The organism is Imperialibacter sp. EC-SDR9, assembly GCF_902498805.1.
Classification (GTDB): Bacteria; Bacteroidota; Bacteroidia; order Cytophagales; family Cyclobacteriaceae; genus Imperialibacter.
On the sequence record NZ_LR701579.1, the window covers coordinates 195,011 to 216,962 of the forward strand.

At 45.9% G+C, this 21,952-nt stretch carries 16 protein-coding genes; 11 read left to right on the forward strand and 5 right to left on the reverse strand.

Annotation, left to right across the window (positions count from 1 at the left end; translation table 11 throughout):
* Window positions 1-81: 81 nt before the first annotated feature.
* On the reverse strand, window positions 82-408 hold the full coding sequence (locus tag GC130_RS09200; RefSeq protein ID WP_151997990.1) for a hypothetical protein: 327 nt from the start codon (window positions 406-408) through the stop codon (window positions 82-84).
* Between the two features lie 344 nt (window positions 409-752).
* Between GC130_RS09200 and lysS the strand changes: the two genes are divergently transcribed.
* Both lysS and GC130_RS09210 read left to right on the forward strand, forming a co-directional pair.
* The gene (gene lysS / locus GC130_RS09205) at window positions 753-2,495 is read left to right on the forward strand and encodes a lysine--tRNA ligase (RefSeq protein ID WP_151997991.1); all 1,743 of its coding nucleotides are present in this window, start codon (window positions 753-755) and stop codon (window positions 2,493-2,495) included.
* Window positions 2,496-2,499: 4 nt separating this feature from the next.
* Window positions 2,500-3,489: a hypothetical protein gene (locus GC130_RS09210; RefSeq protein ID WP_151997992.1), complete on the forward strand. Its 990-nt coding sequence runs from the start codon at window positions 2,500-2,502 to the stop codon at window positions 3,487-3,489.
* Between the two features lie 88 nt (window positions 3,490-3,577).
* Here GC130_RS09210 and GC130_RS09215 read toward each other — a convergent pair whose 3' ends face one another.
* The 4 genes from GC130_RS09215 to GC130_RS09230 all read right to left on the reverse strand — a co-directional run bounded on the left by GC130_RS09215 (window position 3,578) and on the right by GC130_RS09230 (window position 7,958).
* Window positions 3,578-4,075, reverse strand: coding sequence for a lipocalin family protein (locus GC130_RS09215; RefSeq protein ID WP_151997993.1), 498 nt, complete (start codon window positions 4,073-4,075; stop codon window positions 3,578-3,580).
* A gap of 301 nt (window positions 4,076-4,376) precedes the next feature.
* On the reverse strand, window positions 4,377-5,444 hold the full coding sequence (locus GC130_RS09220; RefSeq protein WP_151997994.1) for a tartrate dehydrogenase: 1,068 nt from the start codon (window positions 5,442-5,444) through the stop codon (window positions 4,377-4,379).
* 37 nt (window positions 5,445-5,481) lie between these two features.
* Window positions 5,482-7,125: a carbon starvation protein A gene (locus tag GC130_RS09225; RefSeq protein WP_151997995.1), complete on the reverse strand. Its 1,644-nt coding sequence runs from the start codon at window positions 7,123-7,125 to the stop codon at window positions 5,482-5,484.
* 248 nt (window positions 7,126-7,373) lie between these two features.
* Window positions 7,374-7,958 carry an RNA polymerase sigma-70 factor gene (locus GC130_RS09230; protein ID WP_151997996.1) on the reverse strand — a complete coding sequence of 195 codons (585 nt, stop codon included), beginning with the start codon at window positions 7,956-7,958 and terminating at the stop codon, window positions 7,374-7,376.
* 327 nt (window positions 7,959-8,285) lie between these two features.
* Between GC130_RS09230 and GC130_RS09235 the strand changes: the two genes are divergently transcribed.
* The 9 genes from GC130_RS09235 (at window position 8,286) to aceB (ending at window position 21,899) form a co-directional block, all read left to right on the forward strand.
* Entirely contained in the window at window positions 8,286-9,356 is a 1,071-nt protein-coding gene (locus GC130_RS09235) for a FecR family protein (protein WP_151997997.1), read from the forward strand.
* 139 nt (window positions 9,357-9,495) lie between these two features.
* Window positions 9,496-12,939 (forward strand): TonB-dependent receptor, encoded by a 3,444-nt coding sequence (locus GC130_RS09240; RefSeq protein WP_151997998.1) that lies wholly within the window; start codon window positions 9,496-9,498, stop codon window positions 12,937-12,939.
* Window positions 12,940-12,964: 25 nt separating this feature from the next.
* Complete coding sequence (locus GC130_RS09245; RefSeq protein ID WP_151997999.1) at window positions 12,965-14,407, forward strand: RagB/SusD family nutrient uptake outer membrane protein; 1,443 nt, start codon at window positions 12,965-12,967, stop codon at window positions 14,405-14,407.
* 50 nt (window positions 14,408-14,457) lie between these two features.
* Window positions 14,458-15,606: a YncE family protein gene (locus GC130_RS09250; RefSeq protein WP_151998000.1), complete on the forward strand. Its 1,149-nt coding sequence runs from the start codon at window positions 14,458-14,460 to the stop codon at window positions 15,604-15,606.
* A gap of 287 nt (window positions 15,607-15,893) precedes the next feature.
* Window positions 15,894-16,517 carry a YhcH/YjgK/YiaL family protein gene (locus tag GC130_RS09255; protein WP_151998001.1) on the forward strand — a complete coding sequence of 208 codons (624 nt, stop codon included), beginning with the start codon at window positions 15,894-15,896 and terminating at the stop codon, window positions 16,515-16,517.
* Window positions 16,518-16,648: 131 nt separating this feature from the next.
* A complete protein-coding gene (locus GC130_RS09260) occupies window positions 16,649-17,593 on the forward strand; it encodes a D-2-hydroxyacid dehydrogenase (RefSeq protein ID WP_151998002.1) in 945 nt (314 codons plus the stop codon).
* 57 nt (window positions 17,594-17,650) lie between these two features.
* Window positions 17,651-18,778 carry a zinc-dependent alcohol dehydrogenase family protein gene (locus tag GC130_RS09265; RefSeq protein ID WP_151998003.1) on the forward strand — a complete coding sequence of 376 codons (1,128 nt, stop codon included), beginning with the start codon at window positions 17,651-17,653 and terminating at the stop codon, window positions 18,776-18,778.
* Window positions 18,779-18,821: 43 nt separating this feature from the next.
* The gene (locus GC130_RS09270; RefSeq protein WP_151998004.1) at window positions 18,822-20,267 is read left to right on the forward strand and encodes an NAD-dependent succinate-semialdehyde dehydrogenase; all 1,446 of its coding nucleotides are present in this window, start codon (window positions 18,822-18,824) and stop codon (window positions 20,265-20,267) included.
* 27 nt (window positions 20,268-20,294) lie between these two features.
* Complete coding sequence (gene aceB / locus GC130_RS09275) at window positions 20,295-21,899, forward strand: malate synthase A (RefSeq protein ID WP_151998005.1); 1,605 nt, start codon at window positions 20,295-20,297, stop codon at window positions 21,897-21,899.
* Window positions 21,900-21,952: the final 53 nt, after the last annotated feature.

Sequence of the window (21,952 nt, forward strand, 5' to 3'; positions counted from 1 at the left end):
GTTGAGGTAAAGGATAATAATTCTTAACCCTTTTTTTGATTCGGTTTCAGACCCTCGCTGGGTTGACTTTAGCTGTTTGCGCTAGAAGTAGTAGGAGAACTCGATCAGCCCTTTAGGAGATATCGTCCAGCTTGGTTTCCCAGGGTATCTATTGAGGTTTTCGTAGTCGAATTGTGGACCCGACTCTGCCGCAAAACTTATTTTTCTGGCGTTGAAAGGGAAAATTTCAAGCCCAATTGGGATGGTGAGAAACCACTTGTCCTCATCTACTATTTTCGAAGCCTCGCTAAATGGAGTTCCTGCGCCGAGCCCTGCATACATGGAAGCATGCTCCTCCATAATGAAATTGCGGCCTATTTCCACGCTACAATTAACTACGGTAAAATCATCAGAGAAAATGGGGCTCACTCTACCGATGAACCTTAACTTATTGAATGGGGCTGTTTTTACATTTATGCCATTTGTGCCGAAGCCAACCCCAAGTTTTTGAGGGTAGCAAAAAAACGAAGCAAGCAGCAAAAAAACAGAGAATCACTGAAACTTTCATATCTGGCAGGATTGATCCATTGTAAACGCCAGATGCTAACCAATATTTTTACCAGCGAACATATTTGAAGGTCTTATTTGGCTTAGTCAACTACTTTCCAACTATTACTGAGCCAATCCAGTATTTTTTTCGACTTTCAGTTAACTTTGCCCCTCATTTGAAAATCAGCTAACTAGCTGATACTGATTAAACCTTACGAACGTCGATGCATTTAAGCGAGCAGGAAATTTTGCGCCGGAAAGAGAGAGAAGAGCTCATAGCTGCCGGTATTAATCCCTACCCTTCCGAAACCTTCGAGGTCAGCGTGGCCGCAGAGGAAATCCATGAATTCTACGAAAAGCGCAAGACCGATTACAAAAACATATCGATGGCAGGCCGCATCATGAGCCGCCGTATTATGGGCTCGGCCTCATTTGCGGAACTCCAGGATGCATCTGGCAGGATTCAGATTTATATCCGAAGAGATGATATTTGCCCCGGGGAGGACAAGACGCTTTACAACGACGTTTTCAAAAAGAAAATAGGTATTGGTGATATCGTAGGCATTAAAGGCTTTGTGTTTACGACGCAAACCGGTGAAATATCCGTACATGTGACTGAGTTCAAGCTGCTGACGAAAGCACTGAAGCCTTTACCGATTGTGAAGGAAACTGAGGACGAACATGGCAACAAAGTGCTTCACGACGCCTTCACTGACCCGGAGCAGCGCTATCGCCAGCGCTATGTCGATCTGGTGGTGAATCCTCATGTAAAGGATACGTTCATCAAACGCACCAAGCTGGTCAACTCTATCAGGGAATACCTGAACAATAAAAGCTATCTGGAGGTGGAAACACCCATCCTTCAGCCGTTGTATGGCGGCGCTGCTGCTCGTCCGTTCAAAACGCACCACAACACGCTGGACATGACGCTCTACCTGCGCATTGCCAATGAGTTGTACCTGAAAAGGCTGATTGTGGGTGGATTTGATGGCGTGTATGAGTTTTCAAAGGATTTCAGGAATGAGGGCATGTCTCGTTTTCACAACCCTGAGTTTACCCAGGTGGAGCTGTATGTGGCCTATAAAGATTACAACTGGATGATGGATACTGTGGAGGAGATGATTGAGAAAATCGCTCTTGACCTCCATGGAACCACCCAGGTGCAGGTGGGGGAGAACGTTATCGACTTCCAGCGTCCGTGGAAGCGCTTCACCATGTTTGAGGCCATTGAGCATTTTACTGGTATTGACATCAGTAGCATGGATGAGGCGGAGCTAAGGGCTACAGCAAAGAAATTGGAAGTGCCTATTGATGACTCGATGGGTAAAGGCAAACTGATCGATGAGATCTTCGGCGAGCACTGCGAGGCTAAGCTGATCCAGCCAACATTCATCACGGATTATCCTGTGGAGATGTCGCCGTTAGCGAAGAAGCACCGAAGCAAAGACGGGCTGGTGGAGCGGTTTGAAGCGATCTGTAATGGCAAAGAGATTTGCAATGCCTTCTCTGAACTGAACGACCCCATAGATCAGCGCAAGCGCTTTGAAGAGCAGCTAGAGCTGGGTAAAAGAGGCGACGATGAAGCCATGATGCTCGACGAGGACTTCCTTAGGGCGTTGGAGTATGGTATGCCGCCGACAGCAGGCCTTGGAGTAGGTATCGACAGGCTGAGTATGATCATGACCAATTCGCCATCCATTCAGGAGGTGCTTTTCTTCCCTCAAATGAGGCCAGAAAAGAAAGTAGCCGAGCTAATGGAGAAGGATTACGAGAAGCTGGGAGTGAGGACAGAGCTGGTGCCGATACTTCAAAAACTCAATATGTCTACCAAAGAGGCCATTGCCGACAGCAAAGACAGCAAGCTTTTCAACGATGTGTGCGGCATGCGCAAGAAACTGAAGCTGAACGACGTTACTAATCCAACCATCGACGAGGTGAAGGGCTGGATAGAGGCTGCCTCGAAATAAGCTAATGAAAAGAAATAGCATCCCAACTGAATCCAGCTTTCTTAAAGTGTTGGGCTTGGTTGGGATGTTTGCTTTAACGGGATGCGGCAGGAATTTTCCCGACGATGTTAGTGGCTACGTTGACTCGTTTATTCATGAGGCTGAACTGCGGGGCCATGATTTTTCGAACGCTCGTCGGGGTTTGACCATTGAATTTACCAATCTGCCAGACAATAAAGCAGGGAGTTCGAAATCCACTTTTTTCGCTAACCACATCAAACTTGACCCCCTCATTTGGAAGCAAATGAATGACAGGCAAAGAGAAATGCTTGTTTTTCATGAATTAGGTCATTGTGTTTTAGGGCGGCAACACAAAAATGAAAGGTTACTTTTAGGTGAATGTGCCAGTATAATGAAAGAGGGTGGAGAAGATGCGTGCGTAGATGATATCTTCAGCGACTCGTGGCGCTCCTATTATATCGATGAGCTATTCGATCCAGCCGTGCAGGTGCCAGACTGGTATCGGACTCAAGACCTCACTAAATTGGTCATAGGAGATACTTTACTTCTAAAGGAGGACTCATTGCAATATGAAAGTTTTCAAACCAGACATTTTGGAATAGTCGGTGCGTTGGCAATTGACGAATCAACCGATTACCTGCTTACACTAACATACGACTCACTCAACTCTATCTACGGGTTTCAATGGGATGCTATCACCGTTGAGTTGTATCACCAAAGTGGAGAGTATTCGATCAGTAATAAAGGCAAAGAAATTTGGGATAATTATTCGCTTTACACAGATAAGATGAAGTTAGAGACACCCATTAGACTTTCCCTCTTAAAGCTAGGAGCTTTTTATCACTTCTATGTGAATGGGGTTGAAAAGCACATCATGAGCACAACCTATTTTCAAAGTGACTCTTCGATGGTGCCGGGAAACATGTATGTCGCTACCTATGGCGGAAGCAAGCCAACGGCGAAGCTTTCAGTAGTGCGAGTTGCGAAACAGTAAGCGAGCTAGCTTGAAATAATATTTGAGACTCTCAGATGAGATTATATCCTCAGACCACCGCAGCATGCAATGGTCTGAGGATATTCTATCAGGACTTAGTGAAACTAAATTCAATCACTATTTTCATAGTTCCAACCTCAGTTGATTCCTGCTGGCTAATACGGCCTACGAGCTTGCTTGATGTTAACGTTTGAACTTCAAAAGTCTGGTCGTCAACCGTCAGCATTTTGCCATCACTGCTCAATGACCAGGTGCCTGTTTCCGAATCTTCGCCTGGCTGACTGCTGACATAGGTATTGTCGGCCTTAAATTCAATGGTAACATTGGTTATATCGGACTCTTCCTCGGCGTTAATAGAAAACCCGTCGGCAATTTCCTGTGCCTCTGCTTCGCTCAACTCGAATTCCGCTATAAGGTACGCAACCACGTCTTGTCCATTGATTGACAGTTCTATTACGTCTACTGAGCTGTATTTCCATGTGCCAATAAGCGGAGACGATACGCCCTCGTCATCTTTGCCACCGCAGGCAGCCAAAAGTGTCAAAACAACAAACGGCAAAAACATGATTTTAGTAAATCTTCTCATAGGATTGGTTTTTTTGAAAAGTAATTATTGAAATAATAAAGTGCTTCGAAAGCTTCAACCAGATGGGCTCAAAAAATGAGCATTTGAAACTAACGACAGGTTAAACATGCTAAAATCATTTGAAAGCTGAAAGGGAAAATATCCAATACTGCCTTTTTGAAGGCTAAAGTGAGTGATTGGAGGGGACGGACGTGGGAGCTCCGTTAATTTTTAGCAATCCGATGATATGAGAAATAAGAGAAAGAAATGAACTGAAACTCTGCGAGCTGGCTGATTGGTTTAATCATTAACATTGGGGCTTTCAAATTCCCGCAAGCGCCGCTATCACGGCATTTCCCACTTCTGATGTAGTAGAGGTGCCTCCCAAATCTGGCGTTAGTGTTTTCTTTTCCACCATCACTTTTTCAATGGATTTCAACACAGCCCTTCCCCAATCATTATACCCAAAAAAATCAAGCATTTGGCTGGCGGACCAAATAGCGGCGAGGGGGTTAGCTATTCCCTTGCCTGCAATGTCGGGCGCCGATCCGTGAATTGGTTCAAACATTGAAGGGTGTAGCCTTTCCGGGTTAACATTTGCACCCGCAGCAAGCCCCATACCGCCGGCAATGGCCGCTCCCAGGTCGGTGATGATGTCTCCAAAGAGATTGGAGGTTACCACTATCTGGAACCGTTGCGGCTGCTTCACAAAGAACATGGCAGCGGCGTCTACCAGGTAGGAAGCGGTTTTTACTTCCGGATACTCCTTGCCCACCTCTTCAAATACCTGATCCCAGAAGACCATGGAATAGTTCAGGGCGTTGGCCTTGCTTATGCTGGTTAAGGTCTTTTTCTCTTTTCGGGCCAGCTCGTAGGCGTACCTGATGATTCTTTCTGTCCCCTTTCTGGAAAAGACGCCGGTTTGAAGCACCACCTCTTCGGGCTTTCCTTTGAACAGCCAGTCGCCTGCTCCGGCATACTCACCTTCGCTATTTTCTCGGATCACGATCATGTCGACATCTTCTCTTTTCACATCTTTCAAAGGGCATGGAGCACCTTCCAAGAGTTGGACGGGACGAATGTTGACGTACTGATCGAATCCCTTTCTGATTTTCAACAGCAGTTCCCTGAGGGAAACATGATCCGGCACTCCCGGGAACCCAACAGCACCCAAATAGATAGCTTCAAAATTCCTAAGCTGCTCCATGCCATCATCGGCCATCATTTTTCCGTGGTTGGCATAGTACTCACAACCCCAGGGAAAATGCGTAAAGCCGAACTTCATTTTGCCGTCAAGCGCCTCAACTTTCTTCAACACTTTGATCCCTTCAGCCAAAACCTCAGGCCCTATTCCATCTCCCGCTATCACGGCCACTTTGTGAATTTTCATCTCTCTTTTTTCTTTTTAATTGGTGTATAATGCTTGCTTAGGCGTTTGTTAAAGTTTGCCCCTGTTCATTCATTTCTTTTTTCAGACTTCGGGTGGCCAGCCAGATCAGTACTATTGAAAGGATGAAGAGAATGCCAGCAATGATCGACAAAACATAAATGCCGTCGGTGAAGTTTTTGACAGCGAAGAGGAGGAGTGAGCTGAGCGTGACCGAAAACATGAAAAACATAGGAACGAGCACAAAATTGGGATTGATTTTATTTTTGATGAGCCACACGGCGACCGCCAGAAGTGCCAATGCCGCCAGCAATTGATTGGCCGATCCGAAAATTGGCCACAGCGTAGTGAACTCGCCTGAGGTAAGCAGCAGCACTGAGCATACGACGACCACTGAAGTGGCCAGGTAGCGATTTTTGGTAAATGCCTTCCCCACTTTGTTGTCGACATCTTCGAAGTACTCCTGAACTGTAAAGCGAGCCAGCCGGGTGCAGGTATCGAGCGTGGTGAGCGCAAAAGCAGATACTGTTAATGCCACGAATGAAATGGCTAACTGTGCGGAGATTCCCGAAGATGAAATGATGTTACCCAGTCCGTCGGAAAACAAGGTCACTGGCCCTTCGATGACCAATCGACTAGCGTATTCTCCCCGACTAATAATGATGACCGTTCCAACTGAGATGATAGCTAAAAATGACTCAATCAACATGCCACCATATCCCACCACCTTGGTGTCGTTTTCTTTGTTGATTTGTTTGGAAGTGGTGCCGCTGGCCACCAGCGAGTGAAAACCGCTGATGGCACCGCACGCCACGGTAACAAACAACACTGGGAAGAGGTAGCCAAGGTTTTCAGAATTGATTTGGACGTTGTTGTCCATTTTAATCTCGGGATTCGCAATAAAGACACCCACCACGGCGGCAATCATGAGGCCATATAAAAGAAAGCTGTTGAGATAGTCTCTCGGTTGCAGGAGAAATGAGACCGGTGTGACAGAGGCCACGAAAGCGTAAGCCAACAGTAACACAACCCACAGTTTGTAATCCAGTAAGAAGGGTATTTGCATGCCCAGATAAACAAAATAGTACATAGCAAGCACGCCAATAACGGTGTTGATCAAAAAGGCATGTTTGACGTTTGCGGTCGCTTTGTTAACAATCCCAAAAACTACAGCCAGCAGCATGAACAGGATGGATGCAGAGGCTACTCCTGGGTTATTGATAAAGGTTTTGGCTATGATATCAACAAAAACCGCAGTGATTAGAATAAGCGTGGCGAAGCTGAAAATCAGGAAAAGGCGCTTTCCTCCTTGCCCGATATATTTTTGGATAATCACCCCGATAGACTTGCCGCCGTGCCTCATAGAAGCAATCATGCTGGTGAGGTCGTGTACAGCACCAAAGAAAATGCCTCCGAGCAATATCCAGATCACTGCTGGAATCCAGCCGAAGGTGACAGCGATGATCGGCCCGACTATTGGTCCGGCACCCGCAATTGAGGCGAAGTGGTGCCCAAGGACCACTGGTGTTTTGCTTGGGATGTAGTCGATCCCATCTTCAAAAGAGTGTGCCGGCGTGGTGTTTTTGTTGCTTATGTTTAATTTTTTGAACACGAACTTCCCGTAGGTAAAATAGGCTACAAGTAGCACAATGGCAGATATTGATAAAAGAATGATGAGGTTCATAAGTAGTGTAATTTAACCTGAGCCAACAGTTGCCAGCAGCAGGATATTTTATGTGTGAAATTAGGGTAGTTGTCTTTCCCTGTGAAGTAGTACAATGTGATCAAGCCTTACCCTGAATTAAGTGAAGTTTATTTTTCGAGGAAGATGGGTGAATGAACTGGCAGTTGAGGTGCGAAAGTGAAGACCAGGTTAGACTGGCCAGGTGAGCGCTAAATGAGGTGTAAAACTGAAGGTTTGTGGTGGGTAGTTTAGCTGGCAGCCAGGAAAAAAAGTGATGCAGAAACTATGAGGTCAGTGTTGGATTTCAGTACCCCCCTGAAATGCTTGAGTGCGAGCTGCATTTGTGTTTCCACTGTCTTCACCGAAATCCCAAGCTTTTCGGCAATTTGTTGATAGCTCAGGCCTTCCATTCGGCTAAGGATAAAAATCTCTTTCCTTTTTTTCGGGAGCACCTGCAGGGCTATCTCATAAAGCTTTTCAAAGTCATGGTATATAACATCATCCTCTGTTGAGTTACTAGTAATGTCGGCTACATGGAGCCGGTATTCCTGATAAGCTTTATGATGAATTTTTTTCTTTAGGCTATTGAGGATCGTGTTTTTAGCAATGGTAAAAATGTACGACTCAAAAGCGCCGTCTCTGTTAATGGATTTTCTATTAAACCAAAGCTTCAAAAATACTTCCTGTACAATTTCTTCGGATTCTTCCTTGTTATGAAAGTAGCTCAAACCGAAATGGTAAATCCGCTTGTTATATAGGTAAAATAGAGTGTCAAGGGCCTTTTTGTCACCTAATTTAAGTTGATCAATTATCGTAGCTAATGATTCTTTCATAGGATGAGTGCTATTACAAAATATGCAATACTGGGCAACAACATCGTCATAAAAATTAGAAATCGATAGTTTGGGTTGCTTTTTTTTGATGAAAGGCAATTTGCTCAGAACCTGGCAGGTCGGTCTTTTTTTGGCGGCGTTTGCTCAACCATACAGCCACATGCACTTGTGTCGTGTGATGGTCATTGTAAGGCATAGCCTGAGTAGTTTTAGGCAGGTCGACCCCATGTTGGTTTCACGTATACACAGTCGAACTGAATTTTTTTACAACGCTTTTCAGGGTAGCAAGCCAGCACATTGTATTACCACTAAGCAACAAAAGCAAAAATGGACAAAAAGCTGTTGGAAAGGTATTTCCAGGGAGAATGTAGCATAGAAGAGGTGAAGTATATTCTTGAAAGCCTGGAGTCTGGAAAATTGGATGAGCACTTGTCTAACCAGATTTTGGAATTCAATCGGAAAAAGGATGCCCAGAAGAGCGCCGATGAAGAAGGCATGCTGAGGAAAATTCATGACCTGATCAATATGGAAGATTTGGTTGAGTACGTGAAGAAAACGGACAGTATTACAGCTACTGATGAAAGTCCATTTAGACAAGTTTACGTGGCAAAGGATAAAAAATCCAGTTGGTTGAGAAGGGCATCTCTTGCAGCAGCGGCTGTGTCGTTGCTGATTATTGGAATGTTTTTTTACAACAAGGGAACATTTGACAACCCACCGGAGGTGGTAGAGACTGTGCCGCAATTGCAGAAGGAGACACACAAGGGCCAAAAATTGACTATTCACCTGTCGGACGGTACGGAAGTCATTCTCAACTCTGGCAGCAGTATCTCCTACCCGGAGGTGTTTGGTGATGCTGAGCGAGTGGTGAGCCTTGTGGGTGAAGCTTTTTTTGAAGTGACACCTGATAAAAGCAGGCCGTTTATTGTCAGGTCGTCCAATTTAGAAATGAGGGTTTTGGGCACGTCGTTTAATGTGCAGTCTTTTCCGGAACTTGATATATACAATGTGGCACTGGTGACGGGGAAATTAATGGTAGGTAGAGTAAGGAAGGGTAATGACGGGGCTGAACACGAGACTTTACTCTTAAGCCCTGGTGAAATGGCCGACCTAAACGTGCAGTCGGGTAAGCTTAGCAGACAGTCGTTTAATGTAGAGGAGATGACCTCATGGAAAAGAGGCATCATTTACTTTAGAGATGCCGACCATCGCAAGGTAATTAAGATACTTGAGAATTGGTTCGATGTGGAAATAACTACTGTGGGGAAACCTGATCAGGAATGGAAACTAACTTCAAAATTTGAGAGAGATAATCTTAAGAATATCATGGATGTTTTGCAGGCATCGCAAGACATTACTTATGAACTAAAGGGAAACAAAGTCAAAATATTTTTCTAAGCCTATGAAAACAGAATCGATAGATAGTGGATAAAAAAAGTCGGCAACCAGAAAGCTGCCGACTTAGTCGCAAGTATTTTTTATGTATCAGATAAAAAATATTGCCAGATAAATTATTTCATACTTAAACTACAAAGTTATGTTAAAAAGATTTCTACACCAAACCTCCTGTGTGTTCAGGCGACTGCTATACGGGTTATTTCTTCAATTTTTTGCATTTACGTTCAGTTTCGCATCCGTTCAGGAAACCAAGAGTGTGCGAGATTATCCATTGAATATTGAATTCAATAAAAATACCTTAGTTGAGACTTTCCAAATTATCGAGTCGGCAACAGATTACCATTTTGCATATGACAGGGGCAAACTTGATCCCAATATTAAGTTTTCAGGTAAATACAAAATACCACGAACTGTTGGCGACGTGTTGTTGGATATTGCCAAAGAAACTGGCCTGAGTTTTAAACAGATAAATAAAAACATCACAGTAATTAATGCCAATAAAGACAAGGAGTCTTCACCTTCTCTTGAAGTAATTATAGAAGATGTGATAATAACGGGGAAGGTAACTTCCGAGGAAGGTGAGGCACTTCCGGGTGTTAATATTATTGTAAAAGGAACCAATATCGGTACGGTAACGGACATTGACGGCAATTACTCTTTAAAGAGCCCTGAAGGTAGTACCACCCTGATTTTTTCTTTTATTGGCTATGCAAGCCAGGAAGTGCCGGTAAATGGGCGCTCTGTAATTAACATCATGCTGACCTCGGACATAGCTCAGCTGAGTGAGATAGTGGTGGTGGGTTATGGAGAGATGGAGAGAAAGGACGTCACAGGCTCGATTTCGTCTGTGGGAAGCGATGAGATAAAAGATTTGGGGGCCACCAGGGTAGACCAGGCATTGCTGGGAAAGGCTGCTGGCGTTCAGGTAATGCCAGTTTCTGGTGAGCCTGGAGCGCCGCCGCAAATCAGGATAAGAGGCGTAGGCAGTATTTCCGCTGCAGGTGATCCCCTGTACGTGGTAGATGGTTTCCCCATGCAAAGCATACAAACCATCAACCCTAACGACATCGAGAGTATCGACGTATTGAAAGATGCCTCGGCTACTGCCATTTATGGATCGAGAGGCTCCAACGGTGTGATAATAATCAACACCAAAAGAGGAAAAGAAGGAAAGCCAACCTTCAAATACGACGCCTACTTTGGCTTTCAGAAAATAGCCAAAATGCCTGAATTTCAATCTGCAAAGGAGGAAGCGCAGCACTACTATGACGGCATAAGAAACAGAAATATTGACGAGGGCAATGACGTATCCGGTCCGGTAGAAACCTGGAAAATCGCTGTTCCGGTTACTGTTGTTGAAGTACTGGAAGGCAGAACGCCTACTCAGCCCGGTGTCACTCTCGACTTCAAAGATCCATTCGATGAAATTCTGGTAACAGCGCCCCAGCAGCAGCACCAGCTATCTTCAAACGGAGGCAGCGAAAATGTAAAGTATGCCATCAGTGGCGAATACTTATCTCAGGATGGAATTATTTTGAACAGTAATTTCAAAAGGTATTCATTGCGCTCCAATATCGATTCTAAGTTGACCGATAAGTTGTCCATCAAAACAAGTATTAACCCGTCTTACGTTGATAAAACCAACGTAGGAGGAACCAGCTTTGACGGTGTTAACAGCAACACTGACATTTTGTACAACTCCCTGGTAATTCCACAATACTATTCATTGTACAACCCTGATGGTTCTTATTTTCCTTTTGGTGGCGGACTCGACGCAGTGGTTACAACCCAAAATCCAGTTGCGTTAGCTAATGAAGTAATCAACAGGCAAAAAGGAATAGGCTTACTAGGCAATATCAATGTAGAGTACGCCATCCTTGATGAACTGAAAGTGAATGTAGCAGCAGGCACAAACCTCCAGGCAATTAAAGGGATGAGTTTTAAGCCGCAGCTTCCGGCATTTTTCAACAATCCGGCTGTAGGCTCCGACTATTCTGCCCTTCGCTTAAACTGGCTTACTGAAACCACCCTTAACTATAACAAAAGTTTTGGCGACCATAACTTTTCGGGATTAGCGGGTTTTACTACCCAAAAAGAAACAGTTGAATCAAATAGTCTGACTAGTAACAGGTACCCAAACAACCTCGTCCCAACTTTGAGCGCCGTGAGTGGGATTATCACCGGTGGTACGTCCAACTACTACGAATGGTCTTTGGTATCCTACCTGGGAAGGGTCAACTACAACTACCTGGGAAAGTACTACTTCACAGCTTCATTGAGAACAGATGGCTCGTCTCGCTTTGGCTCTGAGAACAAGTTTGGCGTTTTTCCTTCGCTGGCTTTAGCCTGGAGAATCTCTGACGAAAGCTTCATGCAATCCATGCCTGCTCTTTCTGAAATGAAGTTAAGAACAAGCTACGGCAGCACAGGTAACAATAATATTGGTAATTATGAGCACTATGCTACCATCAATTACGACAAGTATACCCTCGGCGGCGGTGCTGTTGGTGGATATGCGCCGGGCAGGCTGGCCAATCCTTCTCTGACCTGGGAAACGCAAAAGCAAATAAACGTAGGCGTCGACCTAAGTTTTGTTGATAACAGGCTTGGCTTCAACATCGACTATTTCAATTCCAGGAATTATGACCTCCTTTTGAATGTGAATGTGCCCGATGTTACCGGTTTCAGCACTGCGTTAAAGAATATTGGAGAGGTGAAAAACAGCGGATGGGAGTTTGTAGCAAGCACTGTAAATACCACAGGTGATTTCAAATGGACAACCAATTTTAACATCTCCACTTATAAGAACGAAGTGGTTAAGCTGGGCCCGGAGGGTGATCCGATTATTTCCGGAGGTAACATTACCATGATAGGTCAGCCGATAGGAATGTTTTATGGCTGGTTGTCTGATGGTGTATTCAAAAACCAAGCCGAGCTGGATGCAGGGCCTATTTTTAATCCGGGTGCCAGAGATGCCTCAAGAGTGGGTGACGTAAGGTTTGTGGACGTGAGTGGCCCGGAGGGAGTGCCTGATGGAGTCATCAATAGTCTTGATAAAACCATTATGGGTTCTCCTTATCCGGATTTCTACTATGGAATGACCAATAACCTTTCTTACAAGAATATTTCCCTGACCATTGGTATTCAGGGATCGAAGGGAAATGAGATCTTAGCGATTTCCAGAAACCAGTTGGCTAACAACAGATCCAGATTCAGACAATTGTCGATCATGAACGACTACTGGAAATCAGAAAGTGAGCCAGGCGATGGATCGCCTAGACCTAACGATACCCCAACAGGTAACTTTCGTGGGCAATACAGTCAACTGTGGCTGGATACAGGAACCTATTTGCGTATTAATAATATAACGCTTGGTTACCTGCTGCCAGAGGCCTTCGTTGAGCGCCTTAATCTAAGCTCACTTAGAGTTTACATTAACACAATCAATCCTTTTTTATTTACGAAGCATATTGGTTTCAACCCTGACGTGAGCAGGAGTGGAAGCGCCCTGAACCCAGGCAACGAACAGTATGATTATCCCGTGGCGAAAAGCATCAAGCTTGGACTAAACGTAGGATTTTAATTAACTCACCCTAAATGAAATAGAAATGAAAAACATAATTAGCATAGTCACATTCGTATCGCTGTTTATGATGTCATGTAACAAGGACTTTATTGACATAGCACCGGTAGATACAGTAAGTATAGATGCTTTATTTAAAACAGATAAAGATTACAATGATGCTGTAATAGGCATTTACGGTTCATTGCAGGACCAATATCAGGACATGTGGTTGTTTGGCGATATGAGAGGCGACGACTCATGGGATGAGTTGGTTAAGAATACCGCTGCGGCCATGGATAACTTCACTATCAACAATGACGATAATGTGTTGCGTGACACATGGCGGAACTATTACGTAACCATCAGCCGCTGCAACATGTTGCTCGCTAGAATTGAACAGGCCGACCCCGCTGTTGTTAAGAATAAAGACTTGTACATAGGTGAAGCCAGGTTCATTCGTGCCCTTGCTTACTTTGATATGGTAAGAATCTTTGGTGATGTACAAATGATTACCAAGCCTATCACCATTGAGGAGTCGTATACAAAGGGACGTGAAAGTGTCGAAAAGATATACAACGAAGTCATCATTCCCGACTTGCTGGACGCTGAAACGAAGTTGCCAGGCAGCTATTCTGGGTCGGACGTTGGCAGAGCCACTATGGGAGCTGCCAAGTCAATTCTCGGCAAAGTTTACATGACTCGTCAGGAATTCGTGAAGGCGGAGGCCAAGTTGAAAGAAGTGACGACGATGGGTTATGCACTACTTGAGAACTACAATGACTTATTCGATTACATGCAAGATGAACATCACAGCGAATACATCTTCGATATCGAGTATGAGGAGGGTCTTGGCGGTGAAGGAAACTGCTTCACCACTAACTTTACTCCAAAGAACCCTGAATTGGCCGAGTTTTATGGCGTTACCGGAGGTCAAAACGGGAACAACAATGCGCCTCCCCACTTATTCGAAATTTTTGAACCAGGTGACGTAAGAAAGGATGTTACTGCTGCCAACGGGCATACCGATGCCGACGGTAACTTTATTCCCCTGATTCCCACTTCCAACGACGTGGCTACATTTACCAAAAAGTACATGGTTCGCTTGCTTACCAGCTGCGACAGCCGTGCCAATTGGAAGGTGATTCGCTATGCCGATGTTTTGCTGCTTTATGCAGAAGCACTGAATGAAAATGGCAAAACTGTTGAGGCACTTGGTTACCTTAATCAGGTGAGAAACAGAGGTGGGCTCGACGACTTGACCGGCTTGTCACAAGCTGAAACACGTGATCGGATTTACCTGGAAAGAAGATTTGAGCTTTCGTTTGAAGGCCATCGATGGTTCGACCTGGTTAGGACCGGCCGGGCTCTGGAGGTGATGGCACCACTTGGAATGAAAGACTACATGACAGTTTTTCCAATCCCGCTTGCTCAGATTCAGTTGATGAATGACCTGGAAATTTTCCCTCAGAACACTGGATATAATTGAACAAGCTCATTTTTAAAGCAAATAGTAAGAAACATAAGAAACTACATATCATGAAAAAGAACATTAACGCTTTTAAGGTTGCGATCCTTGGCATGCTTTTGATAGTCTCGGCGGCGTGGATATCGCTGCCAGGCGAAGAACCGTCGGCAGGAGGTGATGAATTGGCGGCCACATCGAAACGATACCTGTATGTGGCCACTCCCGGGATAAGAGACTATCTGGGGTATGGCGGTCATGGAATACTTGTCTTCGATATGGACAATAACCATCGTTTCGTGAAAAGAATACCGATGAAGGGTTATCACAAAGATGGCACCCCCTCTAATGTAAAAGGTGTAGCGGTAAGCCTGGCCACCAACAGTATCTATGTCAGTACGCTGGAGACCCTGCAAAGGATAGACATTACTTCTGAGAAAGTATTGTGGGAGATACCTTTCGAAGGTGGATGTGACCGAATGTCGATTTCACCGGATGGTAAAACAATGTACCTGCCATCATTGGAAAAAGACTTTTGGAATGTAGTTGACTGTGCGTCAGGTGAAATCAAGAGCAAAATACAGGTTTTCACCCGTGCCCACAATACCATCATTGGCATGTCTGGTACCAAAGCCTATCTGGCAGATATTGGCACGCCTTTTTTGAATATTGCTGACACTAAGACCCATACGCTTGTGAGCAAGGTGGGGCCATTTGGTGGAGGTATTCGCCCATTCACAGTCAATAGTGATGAGTCGCTTGTGTTTGTTAACGTCAACGAGTTGCTGGGTTTTGAAGTTGGAGACTTGAAAACAGGGGAAAAGTTAGCCAGGGTGACTGTGGAAGGCTGGGAAAAAGGACCAGTCAGGAGACATTCCTGCCCTAGTCACGGTATAGGTCTCACACCTGACGAGAAGGAAATTTGGGTGAGCGACGGACATAACATGCGCATGCATATTTTCGAAAACAAGCCTCCATACAAGCAGCTCACTACTATTCCTTTGCAGGACATGCCAGGGTGGGTGACTTTCAGTCTTGATGGTAAGTATGCCTATCCGTCAAGCGGCGAAGTGATCGATGTAAAAACCCGCAAAATTGTGACGTTGCTTACTGACGAGGGTAACAACTATGTGGCTAGTGAGAAAATGGTCGAAATTCAATTCGTTGACAACAAAGCGGTAAAAATTGGTGACCAGTTTGGACTGGGTCGTGCTCCTCATTAAACGATTAAGTAGGTAGGTGAAAGCAGGGGGGTATACAGTGTCAGCTGATCATAAGCAGTCTGATAAGTGAATGCCGGTCGAATCATAGCTATTGGCAATCATTGCTGTATAACCCCTCCCTTTTTTGTTGGTTCAAACAGCACCCCAAACCTATTCCATGTCGGGCGGCAGTTCATTTGGTTGCCCTATGTAAATTGTTTGACATGATTTGTTTTTGACTACAGTAAGTAATGTTGCTCACTACTATAGGTAACGTTTTATTAAGCTAACTCTAAAGTTGTAATGCTATGCATAGTTTTTCTCGCCGTTTGTTATCTGCAGTGACGCTATTAACGGCGCTCAGCATGTGTTTTGAGCTGCAGGCGCAATCAGGCAAAGCCCTCGGAAAAAAGGAGTCAAAGGAATGGTTCAAAGAGCGTAAATGGCTGAGCAACGATAATCTGGTTCCTCATAAGTCCATTGACAAACAAGAGCTGGCGAGCCAGTACAGTGCCCATACTGATTGGTGGGATAAGGCCTTTGCCTACATGCAGCGAGACGACCTTGCCAGCATTGAGCCGGGCAGGTACCCCATTGACGGTGAAAACGTTTTTGTGATTGTCAGCGATGGCCCAACCAAAGAGCTGGCCAAGACGAGATACGAGTCACACAAGGTTTACGCCGACATTCACTATGTTTTTGACGGCAAAGAGAAAATTGGCATAGCCCCGGTGGAAGGATCCACGGTGACTGAACCGTATGATGCTGAAAGGGAGATCATGTTTCATGAAACCAAAGGCAAATATTACGAGGAGAATCCTGAGACCTTTTTCGTCGTTTTTCCTGACAAAGACGCCCATCGGCCTGGCGTAAAAGTAGAAGGGTACGATACGGTGAAAAAGATAGTTATTAAAGTCAGGGCTGGTGGCTGATTTAGTGCGACTGCCGGGTTGACCACGGCTTACGCCGATCCACTTCACGCAAAGTATTTTAATAAGGATATGCAACGCCTAAAATTAGGTGACTGGGTGAGAATTGTATAAGGTTTTAAAAAAAAACGCCAATGAAGCTGGTTTTTCTTGATACCAAAACGATTGGAGATGTTCCCAATATAAAATCATTGGAGCGTTTCGGTGAGGCCATTTATTATGAAACTACCTCTTCGGATCAAACGCTGGAGAGAGTTCGGGAAGCAGATATAATTATCACTAATAAGGTAGTCATCGACAGAGGCACCGTTCACGAAGCCAAAAGGCTGAAGCTGATCTGTATCGCAGCCACAGGAACTAACAATGTAGACATTGTGGCTGCTAATGAACTGGGTATTCCTGTAAAAAACGCTGTCGACTATTCTTCAAAAAGTGTGGCTCAGGGGACGTTTGCCATCTTACTCCAATTGATAAACAAAGTGCCCTACTACGACAATTATGTGAAGTCGGGGGCCTATTCAAAGACGGATATTTTCACGCACTTTGAAAAACCGTTTTGGGAATTAAGCGGAAAAAGGTTTGGTATTATAGGGCTCGGCAGCATTGGATTGCAGGTGGCAAAAATTGCGGAAGCCTTTGGGGCCGAAGTGGTTTACTATTCCGCCTCGGGTCAAAGTTATGAGGCACCCTACCCTCGTCTGGAACTGGAAGAGTTTCTTACGACTGCCGATGTTGTAAGTATACATGCCCCTTTGAACCAGCACACCAGCAACCTCATCAACTATGAAAGGCTTGGTCTCATGAAACGCTCCAGCTTGTTGATTAATGCTGGTAGGGGAGGTATAGTCAATGAAACAGACCTGGTGAGGGGACTCAACCAGGGACTTATTGCCGGGGCTGGTATCGATGTGTTTGCCAGAGAGCCGCTGGACCCTCAAAGCCCACTTTTGTTGGTAAATGAAAAGGAAAAACTGGTGATGACGCCGCATTCCATCTGGGCAAGCATGGAAGCTCGAACACTGCTGATTGATAAAGTGGGGCAAAATATTCAGGAATTTTTGGGAGGAGTTGATAAATGAAAACTGGTGTGCCATTTGAGCCAGCCAGGTAACTTAAATCTAATCAGATAACATACCATGAAAATAAGAGCTGCAGTATTACATGACATGGGCGCAAGCAGACCCTATCATGAAAGCAAACCTCTGACCATAGAGGAGGTAGACCTGGCAGGCCCCGAAGCGGGTGAAATTCTCGTGAAGATACATGCCGCCGGACTTTGCCATTCTGATTTATCGGTAATGGACGGAAACAGGCCCCGCCAAATGCCCATGGTGCTGGGGCATGAAGCCGCCGGAGAAGTGGTAGAGGTGGCGCCAGGAGTCACTGACCTGATGGTGGGTGACCATATTGTATTTTCATTTGTGCCCATTTGTGGGCACTGCATGCCTTGCATGACCGCCAGGCCCGCTTTGTGCGAAAACGGCATGGCCGCCAACAACAGTGGTGTTTTGCTGGGTGGAGGCACAAGGCTAACCAACAAGGACAATGCAAAAGTACATCACCATATGGGAGTGTCAGGTTTTGCGGAATACACTGTTGTGTCGAGGCAGTCGGTAGTGAGAGTAGTGAAAGACCTTCCGTTCGACATAGCCGCCCTATTTGGCTGTGCCGTCATGACGGGTGTAGGCGCAGTCATCAACACAGCCAGACTATCGATGGGCGAGTCTGTGCTGATCACTGGCATGGGGGGCGTTGGCTTTGCCGCATTGCTGGGCGCACTGGCAGGAGGTGCGAGCAAGGTGGTTGTCGCTGACGTCAACAAAGAGAAACTAGCCAAGGCGCTGGAGCTGGGGGCTCATGAAACCATTGATACCTCGGAGCCAAACGCACTTGAAAAAACAAGAGACCTGACCAACGGTGGCGTTGATATTGGGCTGGAGTTTGCTGGAGTGGTTGCTGCGCTGGAGTTTACTTACAATGCTACGGCACGAGGCGGAAAAACGGTGACAGCGGGCCTGCCACATCCGAGCAAGAAAATGGAATTTGCTCCTGTGAAACTGGTAGCTGAAGAAAGAACGCTACAGGGCTCCTACCTGGGTAGCTGCATTCCAGCGAGAGATATTCCTGCCTACATCGCTTTGTATCAATCCGGCAGGCTGCCAGTGGACAAACTCATGACTCATAAGCTTGGCCTCGATGAGGTGAACGAAGGCTTTGAAAGGCTGGCAAAGGGAGAGGCCATACGCCAGATAATTACGTTCTGACCCTGGCATGCCCGGCGTTGAATTAATTTAAACAGACAAAAAAGTGGACACTAGCAAACTAATAAGAACAGAATCCTACGTAAATGGCCAATGGGTGCGTGCTGCCAGCCGAAAGACTTTTGACGTGATCAACCCGGCAACAGGCGAGGTGCTGGCTGCCGTGACAGACATGGGGCGTGAGGACACACGCAAGGCTATTGAAGCAGCCAATTCAGCATGGCCCGCTTATCGGGATCTCACAGCTAAAGAGCGGTCAGCGCTGTTACGCAAATGGTTTAATCTCATTTTGGAAAACAGGGATGAGCTAGCCAAACTAATGACTCTCGAATGTGGGAAAGTATTGAACGAGAGCCTCGGCGAGGTGACTTACGGAGCCGGTTTTGTTGAGTGGTTTGCAGAAGAGGCTAAGCGCACTTATGGTGATGTGATCCCTGCCAATAGCAACGACAGGAGAATTGTCGTCATCAAGCAATCGATCGGTGTAGCAGCTGCCATCACTCCATGGAATTTTCCGCTGGCTATGATCACGAGAAAAGTTGGTCCTGCCCTGGCGGCGGGCAGCCCGGTAGTAGTGAAACCGCCAACGGAGACTCCGCTTACCGCCCTGGCCATTTCTCACCTCGCCGAACTGGCAGGCTTTCCTCCGGGCGTATACAATACGGTTACCACATCGGACAACAGCGAGGTAGGGAAGGAGCTTTGTGAAAACAAAAAAGTGCGAAAGCTGTCATTTACTGGCTCCACTGCCGTAGGCAGGGTGCTCATGAGCCAAAGCGCTTCGACCCTTAAAAAGCTGTCGCTGGAGCTTGGTGGCAATGCGGCTTTTATTGTTTTTGATGATGCCGACATTGATGAAGCAGTGAAAGGGGCTATGGCGTCCAAGTTTCGCAACAGCGGCCAAACCTGTGTTTGTGTAAACCGGCTCATGGTGCAGGACGGCGTTTACGATGAGTTTGTAGAGAAATTTTCAAAGGCTGTGGCAGCGCTGAAGGTAGGCAATGGCCTGGAGGAAGGAGCTGAGATTGGGCCACTCATCAACGAAAAAGGGTTGGCTAAGGTAAAAAATCACATGGACGACGCCCTGGCCAAAGGAGGTAAAGTTGTAGTAGGAGGCAAGGCAATGGAGGGCTTGTATTTTGAACCCACCGTCCTTGCCGATGCTACCCAGGAGATGATCATTTCCCGGGAGGAGGTGTTTGGCCCGGTAGCTCCTGTATTCAGGTTCAAAACTGAGGAAGAAGCGATCCGGATCGCCAATGATACCGATTTTGGTCTTGCATCATATTTCTACAGCCGGGATGTTGGCAGATGCTGGCGGGTAGCTGAAGCCTTGGAAACGGGTATGGTGGGCATTAACGAAGGCATGATATCCACCGAAGTGGCACCTTTCGGCGGAGTGAAACAATCGGGTATTGGCAGAGAAGGATCCAAATACGGCATGGACTACTTTATGGAGATCAAATACCTGTGCTTTGGTGGCCTTAAATAAGGATTAGAAAGTTAAGTAAAGCGGAAAATGAAAACATCAAAAATAGATATACCAGGAGTAAAGATAAACGGAGCAATGTCGAATGGATATGAATCCGTTCTGACCCCCGAGGCCATCGAATTTGTAGCGTCGTTGCATCGAAGCTTTAATAAAAAGAGAAAGCAGCTTTTGCAGGCCAGAGAAGTAAGGCAAAAGGCCATTGATGCTGGCGAGCTGCCCGATTTTCTCGGGAGTACCAAAAAAATCCGTGACGGAAACTGGCAGGTAGCACCCATTCCAGCCGACCTACAGGACAGACGAACTGAAATTACGGGCCCCGTCGATCGGAAAATGGTGATCAATGCCCTCAACTCGGGTGCGAAGGTGTTTATGGCTGACTTCGAAGATGCTAACTCGCCCACGTGGGAAAATTGCATCGAAGGTCAGGTCAATCTAAAAGATGCCATCTTGAGGGAAATAGACTTTACAGCGCCCAATGGTAAACTTTATGCACTGGAAGAAGAGATTGCTACACTCGTAGTCAGGCCCAGGGGCTGGCATCTGACCGAGAAGCATGTTGAAGTAGACGGAGAGCCTTTGTCGGCGTCACTGTTCGACTTTGGGCTTTACTTTTTTCACAATGCTCACTCCCTTATCGAAAAGGGGTCTGGGCCCTATTATTACCTTCCTAAGCTGGAAAGTCATCTTGAGGCACGTTTATGGAACGATGTTTTTGTTAAGGCCCAGCAATTGCTCGGTATTCCCCAGGCAACGATAAAGGCCACTGTGTTGGTCGAAACTATTTTGGCCAGCTTCGAGATGGAGGAAATCCTATTTGAACTGAAAGATCATATTGCTGGCATGAATGCAGGCAGATGGGACTATATTTTTAGTACCATAAAAAAATTGAGGCATCATAAAGCATTTATTTTACCCGACCGTGCTCAGATCACCATGGGTGTCCATTTCATGAAATCCTACGCTGAGCTTTTGGTGAAGACCTGTCACAAACGGGGTGCCCATGCCATTGGAGGCATGTCTGCTTTTATTCCGTCAAAGGATGAGGCAGCAAACAACCTTGCTTTCCAAAAAGTACATCAGGACAAGAAGAATGAAGCCAGCCAGGGCTACGATGGTACCTGGGTGGCCCACCCATTTCTGGTGCCTGCGGCCATGGAGGAGTTTGATGCGGTTTTAAAAACCAAGCCACATCAGAAAAATGTCATGAGAGACGACGTAAAGGTGGGAAGGGACGATCTTTTGAACCTGAATATTGAAGGCGGAAAGATCACTGAAAATGGCTTGCGCTTAAACATCAACGTGGGAATCCTTTATATCGAGTCATGGCTTCAGGGTACTGGTGCCGCTGCTCTGTACAATCTGATGGAAGACGCTGCTACAGCAGAAATATCGAGGGCTCAGGTATGGCAGTGGCTGCATAGCGATGGAGTATCACTTGACGATGGCAGGGCTGTCGATATTGAGCTATATCAAACACTTTTTGAAGAGGAAAAAGCCAGTGCGGCACTGCTTTTGGGCGAAGAACGAGTGGCTACGGGCAAGCTGAAGATGGCAGCCGACTTGTTCGACAAACTGGTGAGAGAGGAGGACTTTAAAGACTTTCTTACCCTTGATGTCTACCAATTGTTGTGAGCGGCTGGTTAAACATTTTGAATTGATCTATCTTCAAATCAGGCACTTGAAAT